Raw genomic sequence first — 22422 nt, forward strand, 5'->3', positions numbered from 1 at the left:
AACTTCCCCTGGAATGTATCCGGGGGAATGATCGTATCAGTATTCAGTAAATAAGTACTCATTATCTCTTCTTGATAATTTATCTCTGCACTTTGCCAGGGGAATTAAAGATGAACATTTTACGCAGAAAGTGGCAAGGGCTACCGCGTGGCATGGTGGTATTGATAGCGGCACTGGTAATTTACGTTCCGCTATTATTTATCGTGGCGCAAAGTTTTCTTTCCGCACCATTTTTTGCCCGCTCGAAAGAGTGGAGCCTCGAAGCCTTCGGTTTTATTTTTACCGACCCGGATTTTTACCTGGCCTTACGCTCTGGATTTATCCTCGCTTTTGGTCTGGTCATTATCGCGATTCCGCTGGGCGGCATTCTGGCCTTTTTAATGGTACGTACCGATTTACCCGGCAGGCGCTTTATTGAGCCGCTGATCCTGGTGCCGATTTTCGTCTCGCCGATGGTGCTGGGCTTTGGTTACGTGGTGGCCGCCGGGCCGGTCGGTTTCCTGTCGCAGTGGGCGCAAGCGTGGCTTGGTTTTGTGCCCTGGAATATCTACTCGATGTTCAGCATCGTGGTAATCGCCGGTTTAACGCACGTCCCGCATGCCTATCTTTATATCTCCTCGGCGCTGCGCAGCGTCGGTTCGGATGTGGAAGAGGCGGCGCGTACCGTCGGCGCCACGCCGCTTCAGGTGATGACCTCGGTGAGCCTACCGATGGTACGGCCGTCCATCCTCTACGCCTGCGTGCTGCTGTTCTTCCTCGGCCTTGAGGTCTTTGGCCTGATGCTGGTGCTCGGCGATCCGGAAGGCAACATGGTACTGGCGACCTATCTCTATAAGTTGACTAATAAACTGGGAACGCCTTCTTACCATCTGATGGCGGCGGTCGCGGTGGTGTTAATCTGCATTACCATTCCGCTGGTGATGTTGCAGCGCCGGTTGATGCGTACCGCCAACCGCTTCGTGACCATGAAAGGTAAAGCGTCGCAGTCGCGCGCCTTGCCGCTGGGGAAATGGCGTTGGGTCGCGGGCGCGGTCGTGGTGGCGTGGTTAACCGTGACCATCGGCGTCCCGCTACTGGGTGTGGCGCTACGGGCCTTTATTTCCAATTGGGGCGTTGGCGTTTCGCTATGGGATGAGCTGTCGCTGGCGACTTTCCGCAACATCTGGCAGCAGCCGAACCTGCTGCGGGCGATCGTCAACTCGATGGCGATCGGGATTATCGGCGGCGCGCTGGCGGTGGTCTGCTATCTGTTTGTCGGTATCGCCATGCACCGTAAACCGGATAACGTCACGCGCTTTCTCGACTACAGCGTGCTGGTACCGCGCGCGGTGCCGGGCCTGTTGGCTGGTCTGGCGTTTCTGTGGGTGTTTCTGTTTGTGCCGATGTGGCTCGATCAGTCATTGAAAAACGGCTGGCTCTCGGCGCTGCCGATCGCCGACTGGCTGCGCGAACACCTTATCGTGCAACTGCGCGCGCTGCGCAACACCATTTTCAGCGTCTGGTTGGCCTATACGGTGGTGTGGATGGCCTACGGCCTGCGCCTTATCTCATCAACGCTGCTGCAGGTGGCGCCGGAGCTGGAGGAGGCCGCGCGCAGCACTGGCGCCTCTCGCGGGCAAATCACCCGCCACGTCACCGTTCCGCTGGCGCGCTACGGGCTTATCGGCTCCTGGCTGCTGATGTTCCTGATCTTTGAACGCGAATATTCAACCGGCGTTTATTTGTTGTCGCCAGGCACCGAAACGATCGGGTCGATGCTGGTCTCTCTGTGGGCGGCGGGCGCCATTGATATCGTCGCGGCGCTATCGTTTATCAATATTCTGCTGGTGGTAGTCGGTCTGGGTATCGCCCTGCGCTTTGGAGTGAAATTACATGATTGAGTTATCGGTAGACAATCTGCATCTGACCTATGGCGACAACCCGGTGCTGAAAGGGGTGTCGATGGAGCTCAAACGCGGGGAGGTGGTGTCGCTGCTTGGCCCTTCAGGTAGCGGGAAAACCACGCTGTTACGCGCGGTCGCCGGGCTGGAGAAACCGACCGCCGGGCGGATCACCATCGGCAATAACGTGGTTTATGACGGCAGTCCGCGTAGCGAGATCCCGGCGGAAGAGCGTAATCTCGGGCTGGTGTTCCAGTCCTACGCCCTGTGGCCGCATAAAACGGTATTCGACAACGTGGCCTATCCGCTGAAACTGCGTAAGGTGGCCAGCGGCGAGATTAAACAGCGGGTGCAGAGCGTTCTCGAGCAGCTAGGTCTGGGACATCTCGGTAATCGGCATCCGCATCAGCTATCCGGCGGCCAGCAGCAGCGCGTGGCTATAGGACGGGCGCTGGTGTATAACCCACCGGTTATTCTGCTGGATGAGCCGCTATCTAACCTCGACGCCAAGCTGCGCGAAGAGGCGCGGGTATTCCTGCGCGAGCTCATTATTAAGCTGGGCCTGTCGGCGCTGATGGTCACCCACGATCAGAATGAAGCGATGGCGATCTCCGATCGCATTTTGTTGCTTAACAACGGCGTGATTGAACAGCAGGGGACGCCGCAGGAGATGTACGGCAATCCGGCCACCCTGTTCGCCGCCGAGTTTATGGGCAGTAATAACCGCCTGCACGGTAAGGTGACGGCGCTGGAGGACGGACGCGCGCGAGTTGAAGGCGCCAGCTGGGCGCTATGGGGACGCGCGGGCGAGGGGGTCAGCGTCGGTCAGCCGGCGACGGCGGTGATCCGCGTCGAACGGCTGCGCCTTGACTGCTCGCCGCAGGATAACAGGCTGGAACTTCCGCTGCTGACCAGCATGTACCTCGGCGATCGGTGGGAATATCTGTTCCGCACCGAGGGCGATGACTTTGCCATCCGCGCCTACGGCACGGCCCTGCGTGATGCCGAACATTGTCATCTGACGCTGCCCGCGGATGATGTGTGGGTTTTTCCGCAGCGATAAACTTTGCTCAGGGCGTCAGATGACACACCGCTTCGATATTGTGTCCATCTGGCGCAATGACAAAGGCGGCGTAGTAATTGGCGTGGTAATTAGGTCGTAATCCCGGCGCGCCGTTATCCTTGCCTCCGGCGGCCAGCGCCGCGTGCCAGAAGGCGTCAACCTGCTCGCGGCTCTCGGCGCAAAAGGCGATATGCAGCGGCGCGGGTTTATCTTCGCTTTGATAGAGGCATAAAGAGGCATCGTTCGCCCCGGCTAGCTCCGCGCCGTAAGCCGGCTCGCCTTCGCCCGCCAGCGTCACGCCGAGCGGCGCCAGCGCCTGTAAAAAGAATGCCTTGCTCGCGGCATAATCACTGACGCCAAATTTGACATGATCGAACATAAATTCTCCTTGTGGTTGGGAATATCTGTACGACATCACCGTGTCGTTAAATTGATAAGGGAACCAGTATCGATTTAATTAACAACGGTGATTAACTAATTTAACAGCTCGAATTGTTTAATTATTCATTAAGCGAGTATTTACAGGTGCTTAATCTGCCATGTACCATAAACAAAAAATAACAAATGTGATACATATCACCCTTTATTGGCGCTTTGGTAAAACCAAAGGCGCGAAATTTCCGCATGACTTACCGCACTCAGGTTATTAAATGCCCGATCTTATCGTGACAACCCGGTGAATATTTGCGCCATTTTCCCGCGTTGCGTTGAGAATCGTCTAATATCCAAACGATAACCCTATAAATCTTATCGCTATTGGCGATTTATTGTACGTCTTATTGGCCAAAGCCAGACGGTCTGTTTCGCAACAGTTCAATGGTATCGGTACCAGAGCGGGATTTGCTGGGCTTGTAAGCGACAAAACAGTATTTTTAATTGACAGGAATGTGATTATGTCGAGCGAGAAAACCAACAATTCAAGGCGTGATTTTTTAGTAAAATCAATGGCCTTGATTCCAACGGTAGTCATCGGCGGCGGCAGCGTGGGCGCCATTGGCGTGGCGGCGAGCGCCACGGCACAGGCGGCCTCCGCACCCTCAGCCGGTGGCAACGCGACATCCAGCGACTGGAAGCCGCAATTCTTCAACGATCGCGAGTGGCTGTTTATCAACGCCGCCGTCGCTCGCTTAATCCCGGCCGATGAACTCGGTCCCGGCGCCAAAGAGGCCGGTGTGCCGGAGTTTATCGACCGCCAGCTTAACACCCCTTATGCCACCGGTTCCATCTGGTATATGCAGGGGCCATTTAACCCCGACGTGCCGAAAGAGATGGGCTACCAGCTGCCGCTGGTACCAAAACAGATTTATAACCTCGGTATCGCCGATGCCGAAGAGTGGTGTCAAAACCAGTATCACAAGAGCTTTGCTGAACTGAGCGGCGAACAGCAGGATGAGGCGCTCGGTCTGTGGGAATCCGGCAAGGCGCAGTTCAAACAGCTGCCAGCCTCGCTGTTTTTCTCCTATCTGTTGCAAAACACCCGCGAAGGCTTCTTCAGCGACCCTATCCATGGCGGCAATAAAGGCATGGTCGGCTGGACGCTGATTAATTTTCCCGGCGCGCGCGCCGACTTTATGGACTGGGTTGAACGAGGCGAACGCTATCCCTTCCCGCCGGTATCAATTAATGGGGAGAGGGCGTAATCATGGCGACCGTATTGAAAAAAACCGATGTAGCGATCGTTGGCTTCGGCTGGGTTGGCGCGATCATGGCCAAAGAGCTGACGGAAGCGGGGCTCAACGTCGTCGCGCTGGAGCGCGGCCCGATGCGCGATACCTGGCCGGACGGCGCTTATCCGCAGGTTATCGATGAGCTGACCTATAACATCCGCCGCAAGCTGTTCCAGGATCTCTCTAAAAGCACGGTGACGATTCGTCACAACACCAGCCAGCAGGCGGTACCCTATCGCCAACTGGCCGCCTTCCTGCCGGGCACCGGCGTTGGCGGCGCGGGTCTGCACTGGTCCGGCGTGCATTTCCGCGTCGATCCGATCGAACTGCGTATGCGCAGCCATTATGAAGAGCGTTACGGCAAAAACTTCATTCCCCAGGATATGATCATCCAGGATTTCGGCGTCACCTACGACGAACTGGAACCGTTCTTCGATAAAGCGGAAAAAGTCTTTGGCACCTCCGGTACCGCCTGGTCGGTTAAAGGGAAGGTTGTCGGTAAAGGCCGCGGCGGTAACGCCTTTGCGCCGGATCGCTCGGACGATTTCCCGCTGCCGGCGCAGAAAAATACCTGGTCGGCGCAGCTGTTTGAAAAAGCGGCGCTGGAAGTGGGCTATCATCCCTATAACCTGCCTTCCGCAAACACCTCCGACTCCTATACCAACCCGTATGGCGCGCAGATGGGGCCGTGTAACTTCTGCGGTTTCTGCAGCGGCTACGCCTGCTACATGTATTCGAAAGCCTCGCCGAACGTTAACATTCTGCCGGCGCTGCGCCAGGAAAAACGCTTTGAACTGCGTACCAACGCCAACGTGCTGAAGGTCAATTTGACCGACGATAAATCCCGCGCCACCGGTGTGACCTATGTCGACGGTCAGGGCCGTGAAATGGAACAGCCGGCGGATCTGGTGATTATCGGCGCCTTCCAGTTCCATAACGTGCATCTGATGCTGCTTTCCGGGATCGGTAAACCGTACAATCCTGAGACGGGCGAAGGGGTGGTCGGGCGTAACTTCGCCTATCAGAACATGACCACTATCAAGGCCATTTTCGATAAAGATACCTTCACCAACCCGTTCATCGGCGCGGGCGGCAACGGCGTCGGCGTCGATGACTTCAACGCCGATAACTTCGATCACGGCGCGGCGGGCTTCGTCGGCGGTTCGCCGTTCTGGGTCAACCAGGCGGGGACCAAGCCTATCTCCGGCGTGCCGGTGCCTCCGGGTACCCCTGCGTGGGGCAGTAAATGGAAATCGGCGGTGGCCGACACCTACACGCACCACCTGTCGATGGATGCTCACGGTGCGCATCAGTCCTATCGGCAGAACTATCTCGATCTCGATCCGAACTACAAAAACGTCTTTGGTCAGCCGCTGCTGCGCATGACCTTCGACTGGCAGGAAAACGACATCAAGATGGCGCAGTTTATGTTCGACAAGATGGCGCCGATCGCCAAAGCGATGAAGCCGAAATATATGCTCGGCAGCCCGAAAAACGCCAATAGCCACTTTGACACCACCAGCTACCAGACCACCCATATGAACGGCGGCGCGGTGATGGGCGAAGATCCGAAAACCAGCGCGGTGAACCGTTATCTGCAGAGCTGGGACGTGCATAACGTCTTCGTCATAGGCGCTTCCGCTTTCCCACAGGGGCTGGGCTACAACCCGACGGGGACCGTTGCCGCGCTGGCCTACTGGTCGGCGAAGGCTATCCGCGAACAGTACCTGAGAAATCCGGGTCCATTGGTGCAGGCATAAGGGAAAGCAAATCATGAAAATGCAATGGTTATCGGCACTGGTTCTCGGTGCGTTAAGCTGCGCGGCGTTCGCCGAAGAGGCGCCTGCGGACAGCAATCTGATTAAGCAGGGCGAATATCTGGCGCGCGCCGGCGACTGCGTGGCCTGCCACACCAACGGTAAAGAGGGCAAACCTTTTGCCGGCGGTCTGCCGATGGAAACGCCGATCGGCACCATTTATTCCACCAACATCACGCCGGACAAAGCGCACGGTATTGGCGGTTATACCTTCGAAGAGTTTGACGACGCGGTGCGTAAAGGCGTGCGTAAAGACGGCTCAACGCTCTATCCGGCGATGCCGTATCCTTCCTTCGCCCGTATCAACGAAGCGGATATGCGCGCCATGTACGCCTACTTTATGCACGGCGTGGAGCCGGTTAACGTCGCCAACAAAGACACGGACATTCCGTGGCCGCTGTCGATGCGCTGGCCGCTGGCGTTCTGGCGCGGCATCTTCGCTCCGTCCCCGAGCGACTTTGTCGCCAATCCGCAGGTGGACCCGGTACTGGAGCGCGGCCGTTACCTGGTGGAAGGCCTTGGCCACTGCGGCGCCTGCCACACCCCGCGTAGCCTGACGATGCAGGAAAAAGCGCTTAGCGAAAGTGAAGGCGATGATTACCTGGCGGGTAGCAATGCGCCGATTGACGGTTGGGTGGCATCCAGCCTGCGCGGTGAAAATCGCGACGGGCTGGGGAGCTGGAGCGAAGCTGAACTGGCCGAGTTCCTTAAAACCGGGCGCAATGATAAATCCGTGGTCTTCGGCGGCATGAGCGACGTGGTTGAGCACAGCCTGCAGTATCTCTCGAATGACGATATCACCGCTATTGCTCGCTATCTGAAGTCGTTACCGCCGCGCGGCGGTAAACAGACGCCAGCTCCGGTGGAAGATAGCGTGGCGAAAGATCTGTGGAAAGGCGATGACAGCAAAACCGGCGCGGCGCTGTACGTCGATAACTGCGCTGCCTGCCACCGTACCGACGGCGTCGGTTATAAACGCGCGTTCCCGTCGTTGAAAGGCAACCCGGTGGTACAGACCGAAGATGCGACCTCGCTGATTCACATCATTCTGACCGGCAACACCACGCCGGCGGTGAAGGATGCGGTCTCGAACCTGACCATGCCGTCATTCGGCTGGCGTCTTGACGATCAACAGGTTGCGGATGTGGTCAACTTCATCCGCACCAGTTGGGGCAACAACGCGCCGCCGGTGAGCGCCAGCGATGTGGCGAAAGTACGAAAAGATAAGTCGATGATTCGCGATGAGAAGGCGTTAGGTAACGCCGACGTCTCGAAACTGCCGGCTGCTGCAGAGTAACTGGGCCGGGGCGGGGCACTGGATTCGCCCCGCCTGAGGTAAAAAACGTGATGACACCTGAACAACAGGGGACACAGCCATGATGCCGGAACTGGGCAACTACCTGCTGTGTCTGGCGGCAGGGCTGGCGCTGCTGCTAAGTATCTTTCCGCTATGGGGCGCAGCGCGCCAGGAACGATGGCTGATGGCATTAGCCCGGCCGCTGGCCTGCGCGCTGTTTATCTGCATCATCGGCGCGTTTGCGCTGCTGGTGCATGCCTTTGTAATCAATGATTTCACCGTGCGCTATGTGGCGGAAAACTCCAACAGCGCGCTGCCGGTGTGGTACAGGGTGGCGGCCACCTGGGGAGCGCACGAAGGCTCTTTGCTGCTGTGGGTGCTGCTGCTCAGCGTGTGGACGTTCGCCGTCGCGCTCTTCAGTCGCCAGATGCCGCCCGACGCGGTAGCGCGGGTGCTGGCGGTGATGGGAATGATCGCCTTCGGTTTCCTGCTTTTTATCCTGTTCACCTCCAATCCGTTCAGCCGCAGCCTGCCGCTGTATCCCGTAGATGGCCGCGATCTCAATCCTATGCTGCAGGATATCGGGATGATTTTTCATCCACCGATCCTCTACATGGGCTACGTTGGCTTCTCGGTGGCCTTCGCCTTCGCGATTGCGTCGCTGCTGGCGGGGCGGCTGGATACCGCGTGGGCGCGATGGTCGCGCCCGTGGACGCAGGCGGCGTGGATGTTCCTGACACTTGGGATCGTGCTGGGCTCGGCGTGGGCCTATTACGAACTGGGCTGGGGCGGTTGGTGGTTCTGGGACCCGGTGGAAAACGCCTCGTTTATGCCGTGGCTGGTCGGCACCGCGTTGCTGCATTCGCTGGCGGTGACCGAAAAGCGCGGCAGCTTCCGCGCCTGGACGGTACTGCTGGCGCTGGCGGCTTTCTCGCTGTGCCTGCTGGGGACTTTTCTTGTGCGTTCCGGCGTGCTGGTATCGGTGCACTCCTTTGCCTCCGATCCGGCGCGCGGGATGTTTATACTGGCCTTGTTGACCCTCGCGATTGGCGGCTCGCTGCTGCTGTATGCGGTGAAAGGTGGGCGAGTGCGGGCGCGAGTGGAACATACGCTCTGGTCGCGCGAGTCGTTCCTGCTTGGCAACAATATTCTGCTGATGGCCGCGATGCTGGTGGTGCTGTTAGGCACGCTGCTGCCGTTGGTGCATAAAGCGTTGGGGCTGGGGACGATATCGATCGGCGAACCGTTCTTCAATACCATGTTCACCGCGCTGATGGCGCCGTTTGCGCTGCTGCTGGGGCTGGGGCCGCTGATTCGTTGGCGCCGCGATGAGCCTGGTAAACAGCTTAAACGATTGGCGATATCACTTGTCGTGACGTTGTCACTTTCACTGGCGTTACCATGGCTTCTTCAGGACCGCATCACCGCGATGGCGTTCATCGGCCTGATGATGGCGCTGTGGGTGCTTATCTTCGCGCTGATTGAAGTCCATGAACGGGCCACGCATCGCCACGGCTTCTGGCGCGGCCTGCGCACCTTAACGCGTAGCCAGTGGGGAATGGTGCTCGGCCATGTCGGCGTGGCGGTAACCGTCATTGGCATCACCTTCAGCCAGAACTACAGCATCGAGCGCGATGTCCGCATGCGGGCTGGCGACAGCCTCGATATTCATCGTTATCACTTCGTCTTCAAGGGCGTGCGTAATATCGTCGGGCCGAACTGGAACGGCGGCGAGGGGGTGATTGCCGTCAGCCGCAACGGTCGCCCGGAAGCCACGCTGTATGCCGAAAAACGCTTTTACACCGCCAGCCGGATGATGATGACCGAAGCGGCCATCAGCGGCGGGTTTACCCGCGATCTTTACGCCGCGCTGGGTGAAGAACTGGATGATGGCAGTTGGGCGGTGCGTCTGTACTACAAACCATTCGTGCGCTGGATCTGGTACGGCGGCGTACTGATGGCGCTGGGTGGGCTGTGCTGTATGCTCGATCCGCGTTACCGCCGGTCGCGGCAACAGAAAACAGCAGCGGATCGCAATGACATTAACCGCTCGCTGTACCAGTCCCGACTGCGCGAACTGGAGCAGGAGCATACTGATAGTAATGAGGCGATGATCGTCGAGCTGCAACGTACGCTGCTGGCGGATATCTCGCCGCAGGAACAGACGCGCGTTCGGCCGCTTAGCCGCTGGTTGCTGCTACCGGGGGCGCTATTATTGGTCTTTGTCAGCGGCGGGCTCTATCTGAAAACCAGCGATGTGGGTCAGGTGCTGCTGTGGCGACAGAGCGAGCGCCATTATCCCGCGTTGCTGGCGCAGGCGAAAGATCCATCCGCAGCGCCGCTGCGGATGGATGAGTTGGCCCAGCTGAGGCTTGGGCTGCGCAGCCATCTGCAGGCTAGCCCTGACGATCTCGCCGGCTGGCAACTGCTTGGGCGGCTCGGTCTGCTGCTAAACGATGGCGAGACGGCGATCGGCGCGTTCGGGCGGGCGCATAAGCTGGCGCCGGATGACCCGGCGGTAGGCTTTGATTATGCCAGCGCGCTGGTGCGGGCGGGCGATAACGCGCAGATGCGGATGGGCGAGCTGTTGCTGCGCGATCTGCATCAGCGGCAGCCGAAAAACCTGCCGGTGCTGGAGATGCTGGCGCTCAGCGCGGTACGCAATGAAGACTATCCGCAGGCGGTAGCGGCGCTACAGCAGTTGCTGATGTTGTTGCCGGAGGGCGATGCCCGCCGCGAGGCGATTGCCCGCCAGCTGGCGCAGGCGCAGCAGCAGGCGCGGTAAATATTTGCTTTTTCTGCACTACTCCCCGGTCGCGCTGTCGCTTACCGGGGCTACAAATGGCAGTGACCGCGCGAACGGTAGGCCGGGTAAGGCGTAGCCGCCACCCGGCAAAATAACGGCGTAACAGACGAAAAAAAGCCCCTGCGAACAGGCAGGGGCAAACCATGTCAGAGCTTATTTTTTATTAATTGAATACCATCCCGCCATCGATCAGCAGCGATTGACCGGTCATATAATCGGAATCCGGGCTGGCGAGATAAGAGACGCAGGCGGCGACATCTTCTGGCTCAGACAGGCGGCCGAGGGTGATGCGTTTGGCGAATTCGGCAGTTCCGTAGCCCAGAGGTTTACCCGCCGCTTCGGATACCTGACGATCGATCTCGGCCCACATCGGGGTTTTCACAATCCCCGGGCAGTAGCCGTTAACGGTAATACCCAGCGGCGCCAGGTCGCGAGCGGCGGTTTGCGTTAAACCGCGTACGGCGAATTTGCTCGAGCTGTAGACCGCCAGTTCCGGGTTGCCGACGTGTCCGGCCTGCGAACAGGCGTTGATGATTTTGCCGCCGTGCCCCTCTTTTTTAAAGGCCTCGACTGCCGCCTGAATCCCCCAGATCACCCCTTTAACGTTGATGTTGTAGACCTTGTCGACAATCTCCGGCGTAATGGATTCGATAGGCGTTGATGGCGCGACCCCGGCGTTATTGACGATGACGTTGAATCCGCCCAGCGTTTTTCGCGCCTGTTCGACGGCGGCAAACACCTGCTCACGGTCGGAAACATCGACTTTGACCGCGATTGCCCGGCCGCCGTGCTGGTTGATTTCATCCGCCACGGCTTTCGCTGTGACGTCATTGTAATCGGCGATCGCCACGGCAAAACCGTCCTTCACGAGGCGTAACGCGATAGCTTTACCAATGCCCTGACCGGCGCCGGTGACAAGTGTGACTTTTTTCATTTCCATTTCCTTTTGTGATGACTTAAAGAATTTGACTCAGGTGTAGCTGGCCCATCAGCAGCGGGTTATCACGGTAATCCACGGGGATGGCGACCACCGCCGGGCCGTCGACGTCCATCGCCGCGCGTAGCGTCGGCTCCAGCGCCTCAGCGCTTTCCACCGCAAACCCTTTCGCGCCGAAGGATTCGGCATAGGCTTTAAAATCCATAGGACCGAACTCGACGCCGGACAGGCGTTGATATTTTTTCTCTTCCTGGATAGCGACCATGTTGTAGCCGTTATCGACCCAGATAAGATGCAGGATGTTGGCTTTCAGGCGGACCGCCGTTTCCAGCTCCATGCTGGATTGCAGAAAACCGCCATCGCCGGAGACCGAGACCACTTTGCGCTGCGGATTGACCAGCCAGGCCCCGATGGCCCACGGCAGGGCGACGCCCATGGTCTGCTGACCGTTGGAGATCATCACCTGACGGGCGCGGAAGCTGTAGAGATAGCGGGCGATCCAGATATGGAAGCTCCCCATATCGACCGTCAGCGTGACGTCGCTGTTGACGATATCCTGCATGGCGCGAACGATACGCAGCGGGTGCAGGGCAAACTGATTCAACTGCGCTCCGCGGCGGTCAAGCAGTTCCCGCTGATGCTGGCGGTCGTGGAGGATTTCAGCAGCCTGCGGCGAGAGCACCAGCCGATGATCGATATTTTGCGCCAGCTTGTTCAGCGTGCCGGCGATGTCGCCCACCAGCTCGACATCCGGCGTGTAGTTACGCTCTTCATAGGCGGGCAGTACGTCGATATGTACCAGCGTCGCGTTGCCGCTGTTCCACATCGCCGGTTCGTATTCCACCGGGCTATAGCCGATGCAGATAACCAGGTCGGCCAGTTGCAATAAGCGGTCACCGGCCTGATTGTTAAACAGCCCGACGCGCCCGGCGAAGCGCGAGAAGTTATCCTGATTGACCGCCCCGGCGGCCTGATAGGTGCTGGTGACCGGAATATGGCTGGTTTCCAGCAAACGATGCAGCGCGGCGCTGTTTTCCGTCTGGCTGGCCATTAATCCAAGCAGGAACACCGGATTCTTCGCCTGGGCAATCAACTTCGCAACCTGATTGATTGCCTCGTCAGGCGCGGCGCCCATCTGCGGCGCGCTGCTGGCGGGCAGCACTTTGCCGGTCGCCGGGCCATCGACCACATCCTGCGGCAGGCTGACGAAGGCGCTGCCCGGGCGACCCTGCTCGGCGGCGCGAAAAGCGTTAGAAACCACTTCCGCCAGCGCATCCGGCGAGGTCACTTCTACGGCGTATTTGGTGACCGGGCTGAACATCGCCACCGTGTCCATACTCTGGTGTACCTGTTTGGCTTTATCCGCGCGTTTGACCGCGCCGCCCAGCGCCACCACCGGGTCGCCTTCGCTATTGGCGGTGGCCATCCCGGTTATCAGGTTGGAACAACCGGGTCCGGAGGTCACCAGCGCGACGCCCGCTTTGCCGGTAATGCGCCCGACCGCGGCGGCCATAAAGGCGGCGTTGGCCTCGTGGCGCACCGGAATAATGCGGATTGAGGAGTCCAGCAACGAGTCGAAAACCTTATCGATTTTAGCGCCGGGGATCCCGAAGACCTGCCGTACGCCTTGCGCTTCCAGTTGGCTGACGACCAGATCGGCGCCGTGCGCCCACTGGCGCTGCGGATACTGTTTGTCCATGTGAATCTCCTAACTTTCTACTGAACGGATGGCGGCATCGAGATTGTCGGGATGCAGATTGGCCTGCAGGAACGCGCTGTCGGCGGGAAGGTCGATCATCAGCTTATGAATTTCGCCGAAGGTCAATACCCCACGGTCGAGCTGGTAGTCCAGCAGGTGGCCGCCGCCCTGGCGGTCATCGGTAATGAAGTGTTCGTGATAGCCGGCGACGTTAATTCCCTGCATATGCTGCGGGGTACGAAAACCGACCAGTACGCCGTCACGCTGGTTAAAGCGGAAAACCGGCTGATCGTCGAGCACGTCGGTCATCGCCCGGTAGGGCGGCGTCTGACGAGGCACGGTGCGGGTATGGGCGTGGCGGAAATGACCATCGATTCGCAGCGCGCAGAACAGATTGTCGGAAGGAATTTGCTGGTCAATAACCTCATGCAGCTGCTGGCGGCTGACCGGATGGTCAAAGGTTTTACGGTACTGCGGCTGAAACCAGGTCATCACCGCAAACGGCGTTTTCTGTTCCGGGCGCGCTTTACGCGCGCTGCCGTCGGCACGCAGTTGATAAACCTGGCTGCTAAACGCGATCAGCTCGCCGTCGAGTTCATTAAAAGTGCCGAGCCCGAAATCACCGTGCTTCAGCAGGTCCGCAATGGTGGTGGTACCTTCGTAGACGCCGCTGAGCAGGGCGCTCATCAGCGAAGTTTGATACAGCACGCTATCGGGATGCTGAGCGGAAAACGCGCGTAGCGTTTCACACAGACTCTCTTCACAGGTGCAATCTGAAGCATGATTCATGAGCCACTTCCTCGTTCAACAAATATAAGAAAGGTTAAATAAAGGTTGACCCGATTCAGCTCACAGTTCCAATATAGAAACCATGCTGGTTTGAGACGTTTTCGATATGGAACTTCGTTATCTACGCTATTTTGTCGCCGTCGCCCGCACGCGGCACTTCACCCGGGCAGCGAAAGAACTGGGTATCTCACAGCCACCGTTAAGTCAGCAAATTCAGCGGCTTGAGCGAGAGGTTGGCACTCCGCTGTTGCGTCGGCTAACCCGCGGGGTGGAGCTGACCGAAGCCGGGGAGTCCTTTTATGAAGATGCCTGCCAAATCCTCGCGCTGAGCGATGCGGCGCTGGAAAAGGCCAAGGGCATTGCCCGCGGAATGAACGGCAGCCTGTCGTTAGGCATTACCAGTTCTGATGCTTTCCATCCACAAATCTTCACCTTGCTGCACCGTTTTCAGCTCGATCACCCAGGCGTCATCCTCCATCAACGGGAGGGCAACATGGCAAATTTGATGGCGGCGCTGAGCGAGGCGGAGATCGATATCGCCTTTGTCCGTTTGCCGTGTGAAAGCAGTAAGGCGTTTAACTTGCGTATCATTGATGAAGAGCCAATGGTCATTGCGCTCCCGCGCGATAATCCATTGTCAGCGGAACCGACGCTGGCGCTGGAACAGTTGCGGGACGTCGCGCCGATCCTCTTCCCGCGCGAAGTGGCGCCGGGTTTGTATGAGCTGGTGTTCAATAGCTGCCTGCGCGCCGGGATCGATATGAACCGCGCCAGGCAGTCGTCGCAGATTTCATCGTCGCTGAGTATGGTTAACGCCGGATTTGGTTTCGCGCTGGTGCCGCAGTCGATGACCTGTATCGCGCTGCCCAACGTCAGCTATCAATCGATACAGGGGACGCCGGTCAAGACCGATATTGCCATCGCCTGGCGGCGCTTCGAGCGTTCGCGCACGGTGAAGCGATTTTTGGAGATGTTTTGATTATTGCCCCTGAGAAATAGCAGGCTGCGATCGTTCCGGTTTGCGGTACAGTAATGGCAGTTTTTTATTGCTGAAACCAACAGGGATGTATGATGAAAAAAGCATGGATATTTGTCGCGGCAGTCGTTGCGCTAAGCGGTTGTGCGCCGCTACACCCGTCGGATTGTCATAAAACCTCTGCCCTCGGTAGCTGTGACTCCGGGCGTTTTAGCGATGAGGATGAGTATGGTCAGCAGGCGAGGGGGATCAAAGAAGCCTTCGAGTCGCAACTTGCTGACCGCTACGCGTGGCGGGGAAAAAAGTGCCGCCTGCATTTAGAATTCGCCCAGGATGGCACTCTGGAAAAGATGAATACGGCTGAGGGAAATAAAGCCTATTGTGCCGCGCTGCGTGAGGCGGCAAAAAGTGCGACCTTCCCGCCGTTTACTAACGATAAAGTCTACAAGGCCTTTGCTCAATCGCGGTTTGATATGAAGGGTGAATAGCACGAACCAACCGGGGAGGAACAGACAGGCTCCCCGTTGGGAAGATAATTACTGCGCCACCCAGCCGCCATCCATATTCCACGCCGCGCCGCGAACCTGCGCGGCGGCGTCGCTGCATAAAAATAGCGCCATTTCCCCCAGTTGCTGAGGCGTCACGAATTCGCCGGAGGGTTGTTTTTCGGCAAGCAGCTGCGCTCTGGCCTGCTCAGGGTCGGCCCCCTCAGCGATACGTTTATCGATCTGCTGCTGAACCAGCGGCGTCAGTACCCAGCCGGGGCAAATCGCGTTGCAGGTAATGCCGGTACGCGCGGTCTCCAGCGCCAGCGTTTTGCTAAAGCCAATCACCCCATGCTTGGCGGCAACGTAGGCGGATTTCTCTTTCGAGGCGACTAACCCATGCACGGAGGCAATATTAATAATCCGCCCCCAGTTGCGCTCGCGCATGCCCGGCAGCGCCAGTCGGCTGGTGTGGAAGACGCTGGACAGATTTATCGCCAGAATATCGTTCCATTTTTCCACCGCGAACTGCTCCACTGGCGCCACATGCTGGATACCGGCGTTATTAATCACAATATCGACGCCGCCAAATTCGCTTTCGGTATAACGCATCATCGCTTCAATTTGCCCGACGTCGCGCAGGTCGGCATCGTGATAGCCGGGAATTTTACCCAGCGCGGCAACCTCGGCTCGCGCGCTCGTGCTGTCGCCAAAACCATTCAACACCAGCTGCGCGCCGGCCTGCGCCAGCACTTTGGCAATGCCTAAACCAATACCGCTGGTGGAGCCGGTGACCAGCGCTGTTTTACCGTTTAAATTCATTTCGTTACTCCTTAAATCAGGCATCAGACAATACCGGTTAAATAGAACACGGCAATGACAAACAGAACCGCGAGACTTTTGATAAGCGTAATGGCGAAAATGCCGCCGTAAGCCTGGCGATGACTTAAGCCGGTGATTGCCAGCAGCGTGATGACGGCGCCGTTATGCGGCAGGGTATCCATGCCGCCGCTGGCCATTGAAGCGACGCGGTGGAGTACCTCAAGCGGAATATTAGCGGCGTGGGCGGCGGCCACGAAGGTATCGGACATTGCCGCCAGCGCGATGCTCATCCCGCCGGAGGCGGAGCCGGTGATCCCCGCCAGTACGGTTACGCTAATCGCCTCGTTTAACAGGGGATTGGGAATGGCGGTCAGTGCTTTCGACAACACCAGAAAACCCGGCAGGGCGGCAATCACCGCGCCGAAACCATATTCCGAGGCGGTATTCATCGCCGCGAGGATCGCGCCGCCGACCGCCGTACGGCTGCCTTCCGCCAGACGGCCGCGAATATTACGAAAACCGAACACCAGCACCACGACGATACCGGATAGCAGCGCGGCCTCGACGGCCCAGATAGCGGTGATTTTGCCGACCTCGGTGACGATGGGTTTGGCAAGCCCTGGCAGCGTTAGCTCGTGGCTGGCGCCGTACCATTGCGGGATCCAGCGGGTAAACAGCAGGTTCAGCAGGCCAACCAGCAGCAGCGGGGCAATGGCGATCAGCGGATGCGGCAGATTGATGTTATCCGGCGTCTGCGGCTCGTTTTGCAGATCGGTACCGTATCCCTCGCCATTCGCGAGCGCTTTCCGCCGCTGTCGTTCCAGCCACAGTAAACCGAAGGTGATGATAAACAGTGAACCTATCAATCCAAGCCAGGGGGCTGCCCAGGCGTTGGTGCCAAAAAAGCTGGTGGGGATAATGTTCTGAATCTGCGGGGTGCCCGGCAGGGCATCCATGGTAAATGAGAATGCGCCCAGCGCGACGGTTGCCGGGATCAGTCGCTTCGGGATTCCGCTTTGGCGAAACAGTTCGGCGGCAAAGGGATAGACCGCAAAAGCCACCACGAACAGCGAAACGCCGCCGTAGGTTAGCAGGGCGCAGACCAGCACGATCACCGGGATCGCATGTCGACGCCCGAGAATTTGAATCGCGGCGGCGACGATGGAACGCGAGAAGCCCGATAGTTCAATCAGCTTGCCAAAGACGGCGCCGAGCAGAAATACCGGAAAATAGAGCTTCACGAAACCGACCATTTTTTCCATAAACAGGCCGGTAAAGGTCGGGCCTACCGCGCTCGGGTCGGTAAGCAGGACCGCGCCAAGCGCGGCGATAGGGGCAAACAGGATAACGCTGTATCCACGATACGCAGCCAGCATCAGTAATGCCAACGCGGCCAGGGCAATCAACACACTCATTACGACTCCTCACTATCATTGTTATTGTCGGGGTACAAAACGAGAAGTTACGGTTTCAGGGCGTAGCGCAGCTGATGCTCACGGCGCGACTGTATTCGTTTCTGCCGGGTCTCATCCCAGTGATAAAAACCTTGCCCGCTGCGGGCGCCGGTAGCGCCTTGCGCAACCTTGTCGGCGACCAGCGACATCATGTCGCTGCCTGTGGCCAGTTCCGGCAGCAGGTGTTGGCAGATATCCTGGACGGTCGCCAGACCGGTCATATCGGCGGCTTCCAGCGGCCCGACCATCGCGTAGCGGCGGCCGAGCGAGGCGCGCATCACTTTGTCGACCACCTCCGGCGAAGCGATGCCGCTCTTAACGATATGCAGCGCTTCGCGCAGCAGGGCGAACTGTAGTCGGTTGCCGACGAACCCCGGCGCGGCGCGGTTGAGTACTACCGCTTCCAGCGAGCAGGAGGATAAAAAATCGCTGACCTGGTTGGCGAGATGCGGCAGGGTTGCGCTGCCCGGCACCACTTCCACCAGCGGGATAAAATGCGGCGGATGCCAGAAGTGGGCGATTAACAAGCGTTCCGGATGCCGCATACCCTGCGCCAACCGATCGGGCGGTAGTCCGCTGGTGTTGCTGGCGATAATGGCTTCGTCGGCTATTAAGGTTTCCAGTTCGCGGTATAAGGCGTGCTTGAGCGCCAGACGTTCCGGAATCGCTTCGATCAGCAAGGTCGCGTCAGCAAGATCGCCTAATGCCGTGGTGCCGGAGAGGCGCGAGAGCACCGCCGTACGCTGAGCGGCATCAAACTGCTCGCACTCTTCGAGCTCGCGCAAAATGGCGGCGGCGACGCCTGGAATCTCGCTAACGCGCGCCGGGTCGGTGTCGTAGAGGCGTACGGTGTGGCCGTGGCGGGCAAAATGACAGGCGATGCCGACGCCCATCAGGCCGGCGCCCAGTACCGCCAGTTGTGGTGTAAACATAGTGGCTCCTGTTAACGTTCGATGGTCATCGCGATACCCTGACCGCCGCCGACGCAAAGCGTCGCCAGGCCTTTGCTGACATCGCGGCGCTGCATCTCGTGCAGCAGACTAACCAGAATGCGACATCCTGAGGCGCCAATCGGATGGCCGAGCGCGATAGCGCCGCCGTTGACGTTGACTTTCTGGCTGTCCCACTCCAGCAATTTGCCAACGGCCAGCGCCTGCACGGCAAAGGCCTCGTTGGCTTCGATGAGATCCACCTCGTTCAGCGACCAACCGGCGCACTGCAGCGCCTTCCGGCAAGCGCTTACCGGGCCGATACCCATCACGGACGGATCGACGCCGGCCACCGCAGAGCTGACAATCCGCGCCAGCACCGGCAAGCCAAACTGCCGCGCTTTATCGACGCTCATCAATAAGACTGCCGCGGCGCCATCGTTGAGCGAAGAGGCATTGCCCGCGGTGACGCTGCCATCCTCCGTGCGAAAGGCAGGGCGCAACTGCGCCAGCTGTTGTTCGCTGGTTTCCGGGCGCGGCTGTTCGTCTGCGTCCACCATGCGCGGCGCTTTTTTACCTTGAGGGACGCTAAGCGGCACTATCTCAGCCTGAAAGCGCCCGGCGGCTATCGCGGCGGCGGCTTTGCGTTGCGAAAGGGCGGCGAAGGCATCCTGCTGGGGGCGGGAGATATCAAAGGCGTCGGCGAGATTCTCGGCGGTGATGCCCATGTGATAGTCGTTAAACGCATCCCATAATCCGTCCTGAATCATGCTGTCCTGCATGCTGGCATGGCCGAAGCGCAGGCCATCGCGCGCGCCCTGAACCAGATATGGGGCATTGCTCATGCTCTCCTGGCCGCCGGCGATCACTATCTCCGCCTCGCCGCTGCGAATGGCCTGTACCGCCTGTTGCACGGCTTTCAGCCCGGAACCGCAAACCAGATTGACGGTAACGGCCGGAGTTTCAACCGGTAGCCCGGCGCGCAGCGCGGTTTGTCGCGCCGGATTCTGTCCGCAGCCGGCGGTTAATACCTGGCCAAAAATCAGTTCGTCAACGGCGCTGGCCGGTAGCTGTGTGCGTTCAAGCAGACCACGCACTACGGCGGCGCCAAGCTCGACGGCGGAAAGGGAAGACAAGGCGCCGCGAAAACTGCCGATTGGCGTACGTAGCGCGCAGACGATAGCGACTTCTTTCATATTGCCTCCTTAGTGAAGCGCATTTCGCGGACGTCATCGGCAATGACCAGCCGTCCCGCCGTTTTACGGGCAATTTCGTCAATGCTGACGCCAGGGGCGTATTCGCGCAGAACAAAGGCGCCGTCGCTAATTTCCAGTAGCGCGAGATCGGTGAGTACCCGGCGAATACAGCCCGCGCCGGTGAGCGGCAGGGTACATTGCGGGAGCAGTTTGGATTCGCCGTTTTTCGAGGCGTGCGTCATCACCACGATGATGTTTTGCGCGCCGGCCACCAGATCCATGGCGCCGCCCATGCCTTTCACCATTTTTCCCGGGATCATCCACGAGGCGATATTACCCGCGACATCGACTTCAAAAGCGCCGAGGACCGTGAGATCGACGTGGCCGCCGCGGATCATGGCGAAGGACTGGGCGGAGTCAAAAATTGCCGCCCCGGTTTGGGCGGTAACGGTCTGCTTGCCGGCGTTAATCATGTCGGCATCAATCGTTGACTCATCGGGAAATTCGCCCATCCCCAACAGGCCGTTTTCCGACTGCAGCATCACTTCAATACCGGCTGGAATATAGTTAGCGACCAGCGTGGGAATGCCGATACCGAGATTGACATAATCGCCGTCGCGCAGTTCCTGGGCGACGCGCATCGCCATTTGTTCGCGAGTTAACATGTTCAGTTCCCTCCGGCGCGCAGCGTGCGCTGTTCAATACGTTTTTCGAATTGCCCGACGATCAGCCGGTCGACATAAATACCGGGCGTGTGGATGGCGGAAGGGGGGAGTTCGCCCGGCGCGACGATTTCTTCGACTTCCACTACCGTGATGCGTCCGGCGGTGGCCATCAACGGGTTAAAATTTTGCGCGGTATGGCGGTAGACCACGTTGCCGTACCAGTCGGCTTTCCAGCCCTTCACAAGGGCGAAATCACCGCGAATGGCTTCTTCGAGAATGTAATTTTTACCGTCGAACTGACGCACCTCTTTGCCTTCCGCTACCGGCGTGCCGTAACCGGTCGAGGTATAGAATCCGGGGATCCCGGCACCGCCGGCGCGAATTTTCTCGGCAAGCGTACCTTGCGGGGTCAGTTCCACCGCCAGTTCGCCGCTCAGTACCAGTTGTTCAAAGAGAGCGTTTTCGCCAACGTATGAGGCCACGACTTTGCGTACCTGGCGCGTTTCCAGCAGCATGCCGAGACCAAAGCCATCAACGCCGCAGTTATTAGAAACTACCGTCAGGCCCTGTACCTGGCGGCGTTTGACCTCGGCGATTAAGTTTTCCGGGATGCCGCACAGGCCGAAGCCGCCGGCCAGTAACGTCATGCCATCGGTTAATCCGTCCAGCGCCGCTTCATAGCTGGCGACGCGCTTATCCAGTCCTGCCATCATTTTTCTCCTGCCTTGCGATGGCTCTATCATTAAGGGCGCGGACTGATTTGATAATTTTGAATTTGTGACCCACTCATTTGGTTTTTTTATTAATTTATCGTTAACTAAATTCTTTCAATTAGTTAACAGGTAGAAAAATGAGAATGAGTGTCAAACAGTTACGCGCGTTTCTAGCGGTAGCTCACACTCTTAACTTCGCCCACGCCAGCGAGCGTCTGAACCTGTCGCAGCCGGCGCTGAGTTTGACCATTAAGGGGTTGGAAGAGGCGCTTGGCGGGGCATTGCTGCAGCGCAGCACCCGCAAAGTGACCTTAACCCAGGAGGGAGAAACCTTTCTGCCGATGGCCCGCCAGCTGCTGGCGGACTGGGATAATGCCGAAGAGGCGATGCGGCAAAGTTTCACCCTGCAGCGGGGAAAGATCTCCGTCGCCGCGATGCCGTCGTTTGCCGCTAACGTGCTGCCGGAAGTGCTTAAAGCCTTCCGCGACCGCTATGCGGGAGTCAACGTAACGGTGCATGACGTGATTAATGAGCAGGTCATTGAGATGGTGCGCGAAGGCCGGGTGGAGATGGGGATCGCGTTTGAGCCATCGCCCGTCAACAATCTGCTGTTTACGCCGCTGGCGGTGGATCGCTTCGTGGCGATCGTGCCGAAAACGTCGCCTTTGGCGAGTAAAAAGCAGTTGAGCTGGCGTGAACTGCTGACGCTGGATTTTATAACCCTGCAGCGGCCATCGGCGGTGCGTTTGATGCTGGAAGAAGAGTTGGCGCGTAGCGGTAGCCAGTTGGACGTGGCGCTGGAAAGTCATCAGTTGGTCACCGTCGGGCGGATGGTCGCCAGCGGTCTGGGCGGCAGCGCGGTGCCCGCGTTATGCCAGTCGCAGATGCAGTCGCTGGGAGCGGTTTGTCTACCGTTAAGCGATCCGCCGATTGAAAAGTGCATTGGCGTTATTCATGCCGGACATATGCAGTTGTCGAAGGCGGCGCAGGCGCTGCTGGAAACGCTAAAGGGCTTTTTGCCCGCTTAGGCAGTTACAGGCGAAAAAAAACCGGCCTGGTTAGCCGGTTTAATCATTAGATTTTGCAGGCATCGCCGCAATCATCATCGGCAACAATCGCCTGCGCTTTTTTATCCGCTTCATCCAGGCGTTCAGCGTTACGCTCTTCCGCTTCTTCCAGGCCGCTAAAGACCAGGTTGTCGAGATCAATTTCCATGAGTTACCCACA

At 58.5% G+C, this 22422-nt stretch carries 20 protein-coding genes and 1 pseudogene; 10 read left to right on the forward strand and 11 right to left on the reverse strand.

Translation table 11 applies throughout. The features are described from left to right. Nucleotides 1-110 precede the first annotated feature (110 nt). Both AC2CGP_RS00125 and AC2CGP_RS00130 read left to right on the forward strand, forming a co-directional pair. Complete coding sequence (locus AC2CGP_RS00125; protein ID WP_020079033.1) at nt 111-1880, forward strand: ABC transporter permease; 1770 nt, start codon at nt 111-113, stop codon at nt 1878-1880. Then, complete coding sequence (locus tag AC2CGP_RS00130; protein WP_086557273.1) at nt 1873-2943, forward strand: ABC transporter ATP-binding protein; 1071 nt, start codon at nt 1873-1875, stop codon at nt 2941-2943. The genes AC2CGP_RS00125 and AC2CGP_RS00130 overlap by 8 nt, the downstream gene beginning before the upstream one ends. Nucleotides 2944-2950: 7 nt before the next feature. Here the strand turns inward: AC2CGP_RS00130 and AC2CGP_RS00135 are convergent, their stop codons facing one another. Next, on the reverse strand, nt 2951-3322 hold the full coding sequence (locus AC2CGP_RS00135; RefSeq protein WP_045361196.1) for a VOC family protein: 372 nt from the start codon (nt 3320-3322) through the stop codon (nt 2951-2953). 511 nt (nt 3323-3833) lie between these two features. Here AC2CGP_RS00135 and AC2CGP_RS00140 point away from each other — a divergent pair. The 5 genes and pseudogenes from AC2CGP_RS00140 to AC2CGP_RS00160 all read left to right on the forward strand — a co-directional run bounded on the left by AC2CGP_RS00140 (nt 3834) and on the right by AC2CGP_RS00160 (nt 10509). Continuing rightward, on the forward strand, nt 3834-4583 hold the full coding sequence (locus AC2CGP_RS00140) for a gluconate 2-dehydrogenase subunit 3 family protein (protein WP_026612334.1): 750 nt from the start codon (nt 3834-3836) through the stop codon (nt 4581-4583). Between the two features lie 2 nt (nt 4584-4585). Continuing rightward, entirely contained in the window at nt 4586-6370 is a 1785-nt protein-coding gene (locus AC2CGP_RS00145) for a GMC family oxidoreductase (protein ID WP_015366945.1), read from the forward strand. A 10-nt stretch (nt 6371-6380) separates the two neighbouring features. Then, nucleotides 6381-7724 carry a c-type cytochrome gene (locus AC2CGP_RS00150; protein ID WP_026612333.1) on the forward strand — a complete coding sequence of 448 codons (1344 nt, stop codon included), beginning with the start codon at nt 6381-6383 and terminating at the stop codon, nt 7722-7724. Nucleotides 7725-7803: 79 nt separating this feature from the next. Beyond that, nucleotides 7804-9963: pseudogene (ccmI, locus tag AC2CGP_RS00155) on the forward strand (c-type cytochrome biogenesis protein CcmI); the annotation flags it as partial. A 27-nt stretch (nt 9964-9990) separates the two neighbouring features. Further along, on the forward strand, nt 9991-10509 hold the full coding sequence (locus AC2CGP_RS00160; protein ID WP_484502315.1) for a tetratricopeptide repeat protein: 519 nt from the start codon (nt 9991-9993) through the stop codon (nt 10507-10509). A 184-nt stretch (nt 10510-10693) separates the two neighbouring features. Here AC2CGP_RS00160 and AC2CGP_RS00165 read toward each other — a convergent pair whose 3' ends face one another. The 3 genes from AC2CGP_RS00165 to budA are packed head-to-tail and all read right to left on the reverse strand — an operon-like array spanning nt 10694 to nt 13955. Further along, nucleotides 10694-11464, reverse strand: a complete 771-nt coding sequence (locus AC2CGP_RS00165) for a (S)-acetoin forming diacetyl reductase (RefSeq protein WP_213759691.1) — start codon at nt 11462-11464, stop codon at nt 10694-10696. 22 nt (nt 11465-11486) lie between these two features. Beyond that, a complete protein-coding gene (gene alsS / locus AC2CGP_RS00170) occupies nt 11487-13166 on the reverse strand; it encodes an acetolactate synthase AlsS (RefSeq protein ID WP_015366941.1) in 1680 nt (559 codons plus the stop codon). Nucleotides 13167-13175: 9 nt separating this feature from the next. Next, a complete protein-coding gene (gene budA, locus AC2CGP_RS00175; protein WP_015366940.1) occupies nt 13176-13955 on the reverse strand; it encodes an acetolactate decarboxylase in 780 nt (259 codons plus the stop codon). Between the two features lie 106 nt (nt 13956-14061). Here budA and AC2CGP_RS00180 point away from each other — a divergent pair, with 106 nt between their 5' ends. Beyond that, a complete protein-coding gene (locus tag AC2CGP_RS00180) occupies nt 14062-14934 on the forward strand; it encodes a LysR family transcriptional regulator (RefSeq protein ID WP_015366939.1) in 873 nt (290 codons plus the stop codon). 92 nt (nt 14935-15026) lie between these two features. Beyond that, nucleotides 15027-15419 (forward strand): cell envelope integrity TolA C-terminal domain-containing protein, encoded by a 393-nt coding sequence (locus AC2CGP_RS00185; protein WP_015366938.1) that lies wholly within the window; start codon nt 15027-15029, stop codon nt 15417-15419. Nucleotides 15420-15467: 48 nt separating this feature from the next. On the opposite strand, the gene AC2CGP_RS00190 is transcribed toward AC2CGP_RS00185, so the two are convergent. The 6 genes from AC2CGP_RS00190 to AC2CGP_RS00215 are packed head-to-tail and all read right to left on the reverse strand — an operon-like array spanning nt 15468 to nt 21192. Next, nucleotides 15468-16238 (reverse strand): 3-hydroxybutyrate dehydrogenase, encoded by a 771-nt coding sequence (locus AC2CGP_RS00190; RefSeq protein ID WP_015366937.1) that lies wholly within the window; start codon nt 16236-16238, stop codon nt 15468-15470. A 23-nt stretch (nt 16239-16261) separates the two neighbouring features. After that, on the reverse strand, nt 16262-17653 hold the full coding sequence (locus tag AC2CGP_RS00195; RefSeq protein WP_015705189.1) for a GntP family permease: 1392 nt from the start codon (nt 17651-17653) through the stop codon (nt 16262-16264). Nucleotides 17654-17700: 47 nt separating this feature from the next. Then, on the reverse strand, nt 17701-18624 hold the full coding sequence (locus tag AC2CGP_RS00200) for a 3-hydroxyacyl-CoA dehydrogenase family protein (RefSeq protein WP_015366935.1): 924 nt from the start codon (nt 18622-18624) through the stop codon (nt 17701-17703). Nucleotides 18625-18635: 11 nt separating this feature from the next. Next, complete coding sequence (locus tag AC2CGP_RS00205; RefSeq protein WP_125992036.1) at nt 18636-19817, reverse strand: acetyl-CoA C-acetyltransferase; 1182 nt, start codon at nt 19815-19817, stop codon at nt 18636-18638. After that, nucleotides 19814-20482 carry a CoA transferase subunit B gene (locus tag AC2CGP_RS00210; protein ID WP_015366933.1) on the reverse strand — a complete coding sequence of 223 codons (669 nt, stop codon included), beginning with the start codon at nt 20480-20482 and terminating at the stop codon, nt 19814-19816. The genes AC2CGP_RS00205 and AC2CGP_RS00210 overlap by 4 nt, the downstream gene beginning before the upstream one ends. Before the next feature lie 2 nt (nt 20483-20484). Beyond that, nucleotides 20485-21192, reverse strand: coding sequence for a CoA transferase subunit A (locus AC2CGP_RS00215; protein WP_047739843.1), 708 nt, complete (start codon nt 21190-21192; stop codon nt 20485-20487). 140 nt (nt 21193-21332) lie between these two features. Between AC2CGP_RS00215 and AC2CGP_RS00220 the strand changes: the two genes are divergently transcribed. Then, complete coding sequence (locus tag AC2CGP_RS00220; RefSeq protein WP_015366931.1) at nt 21333-22223, forward strand: LysR family transcriptional regulator; 891 nt, start codon at nt 21333-21335, stop codon at nt 22221-22223. 46 nt (nt 22224-22269) lie between these two features. Here AC2CGP_RS00220 and AC2CGP_RS00225 read toward each other — a convergent pair whose 3' ends face one another. Next, the gene (locus AC2CGP_RS00225; protein ID WP_015705194.1) at nt 22270-22410 is read right to left on the reverse strand and encodes a hypothetical protein; all 141 of its coding nucleotides are present in this window, start codon (nt 22408-22410) and stop codon (nt 22270-22272) included. Nucleotides 22411-22422: the final 12 nt, after the last annotated feature.

The organism is Klebsiella sp. SYXHC3 (assembly GCF_057196925.1).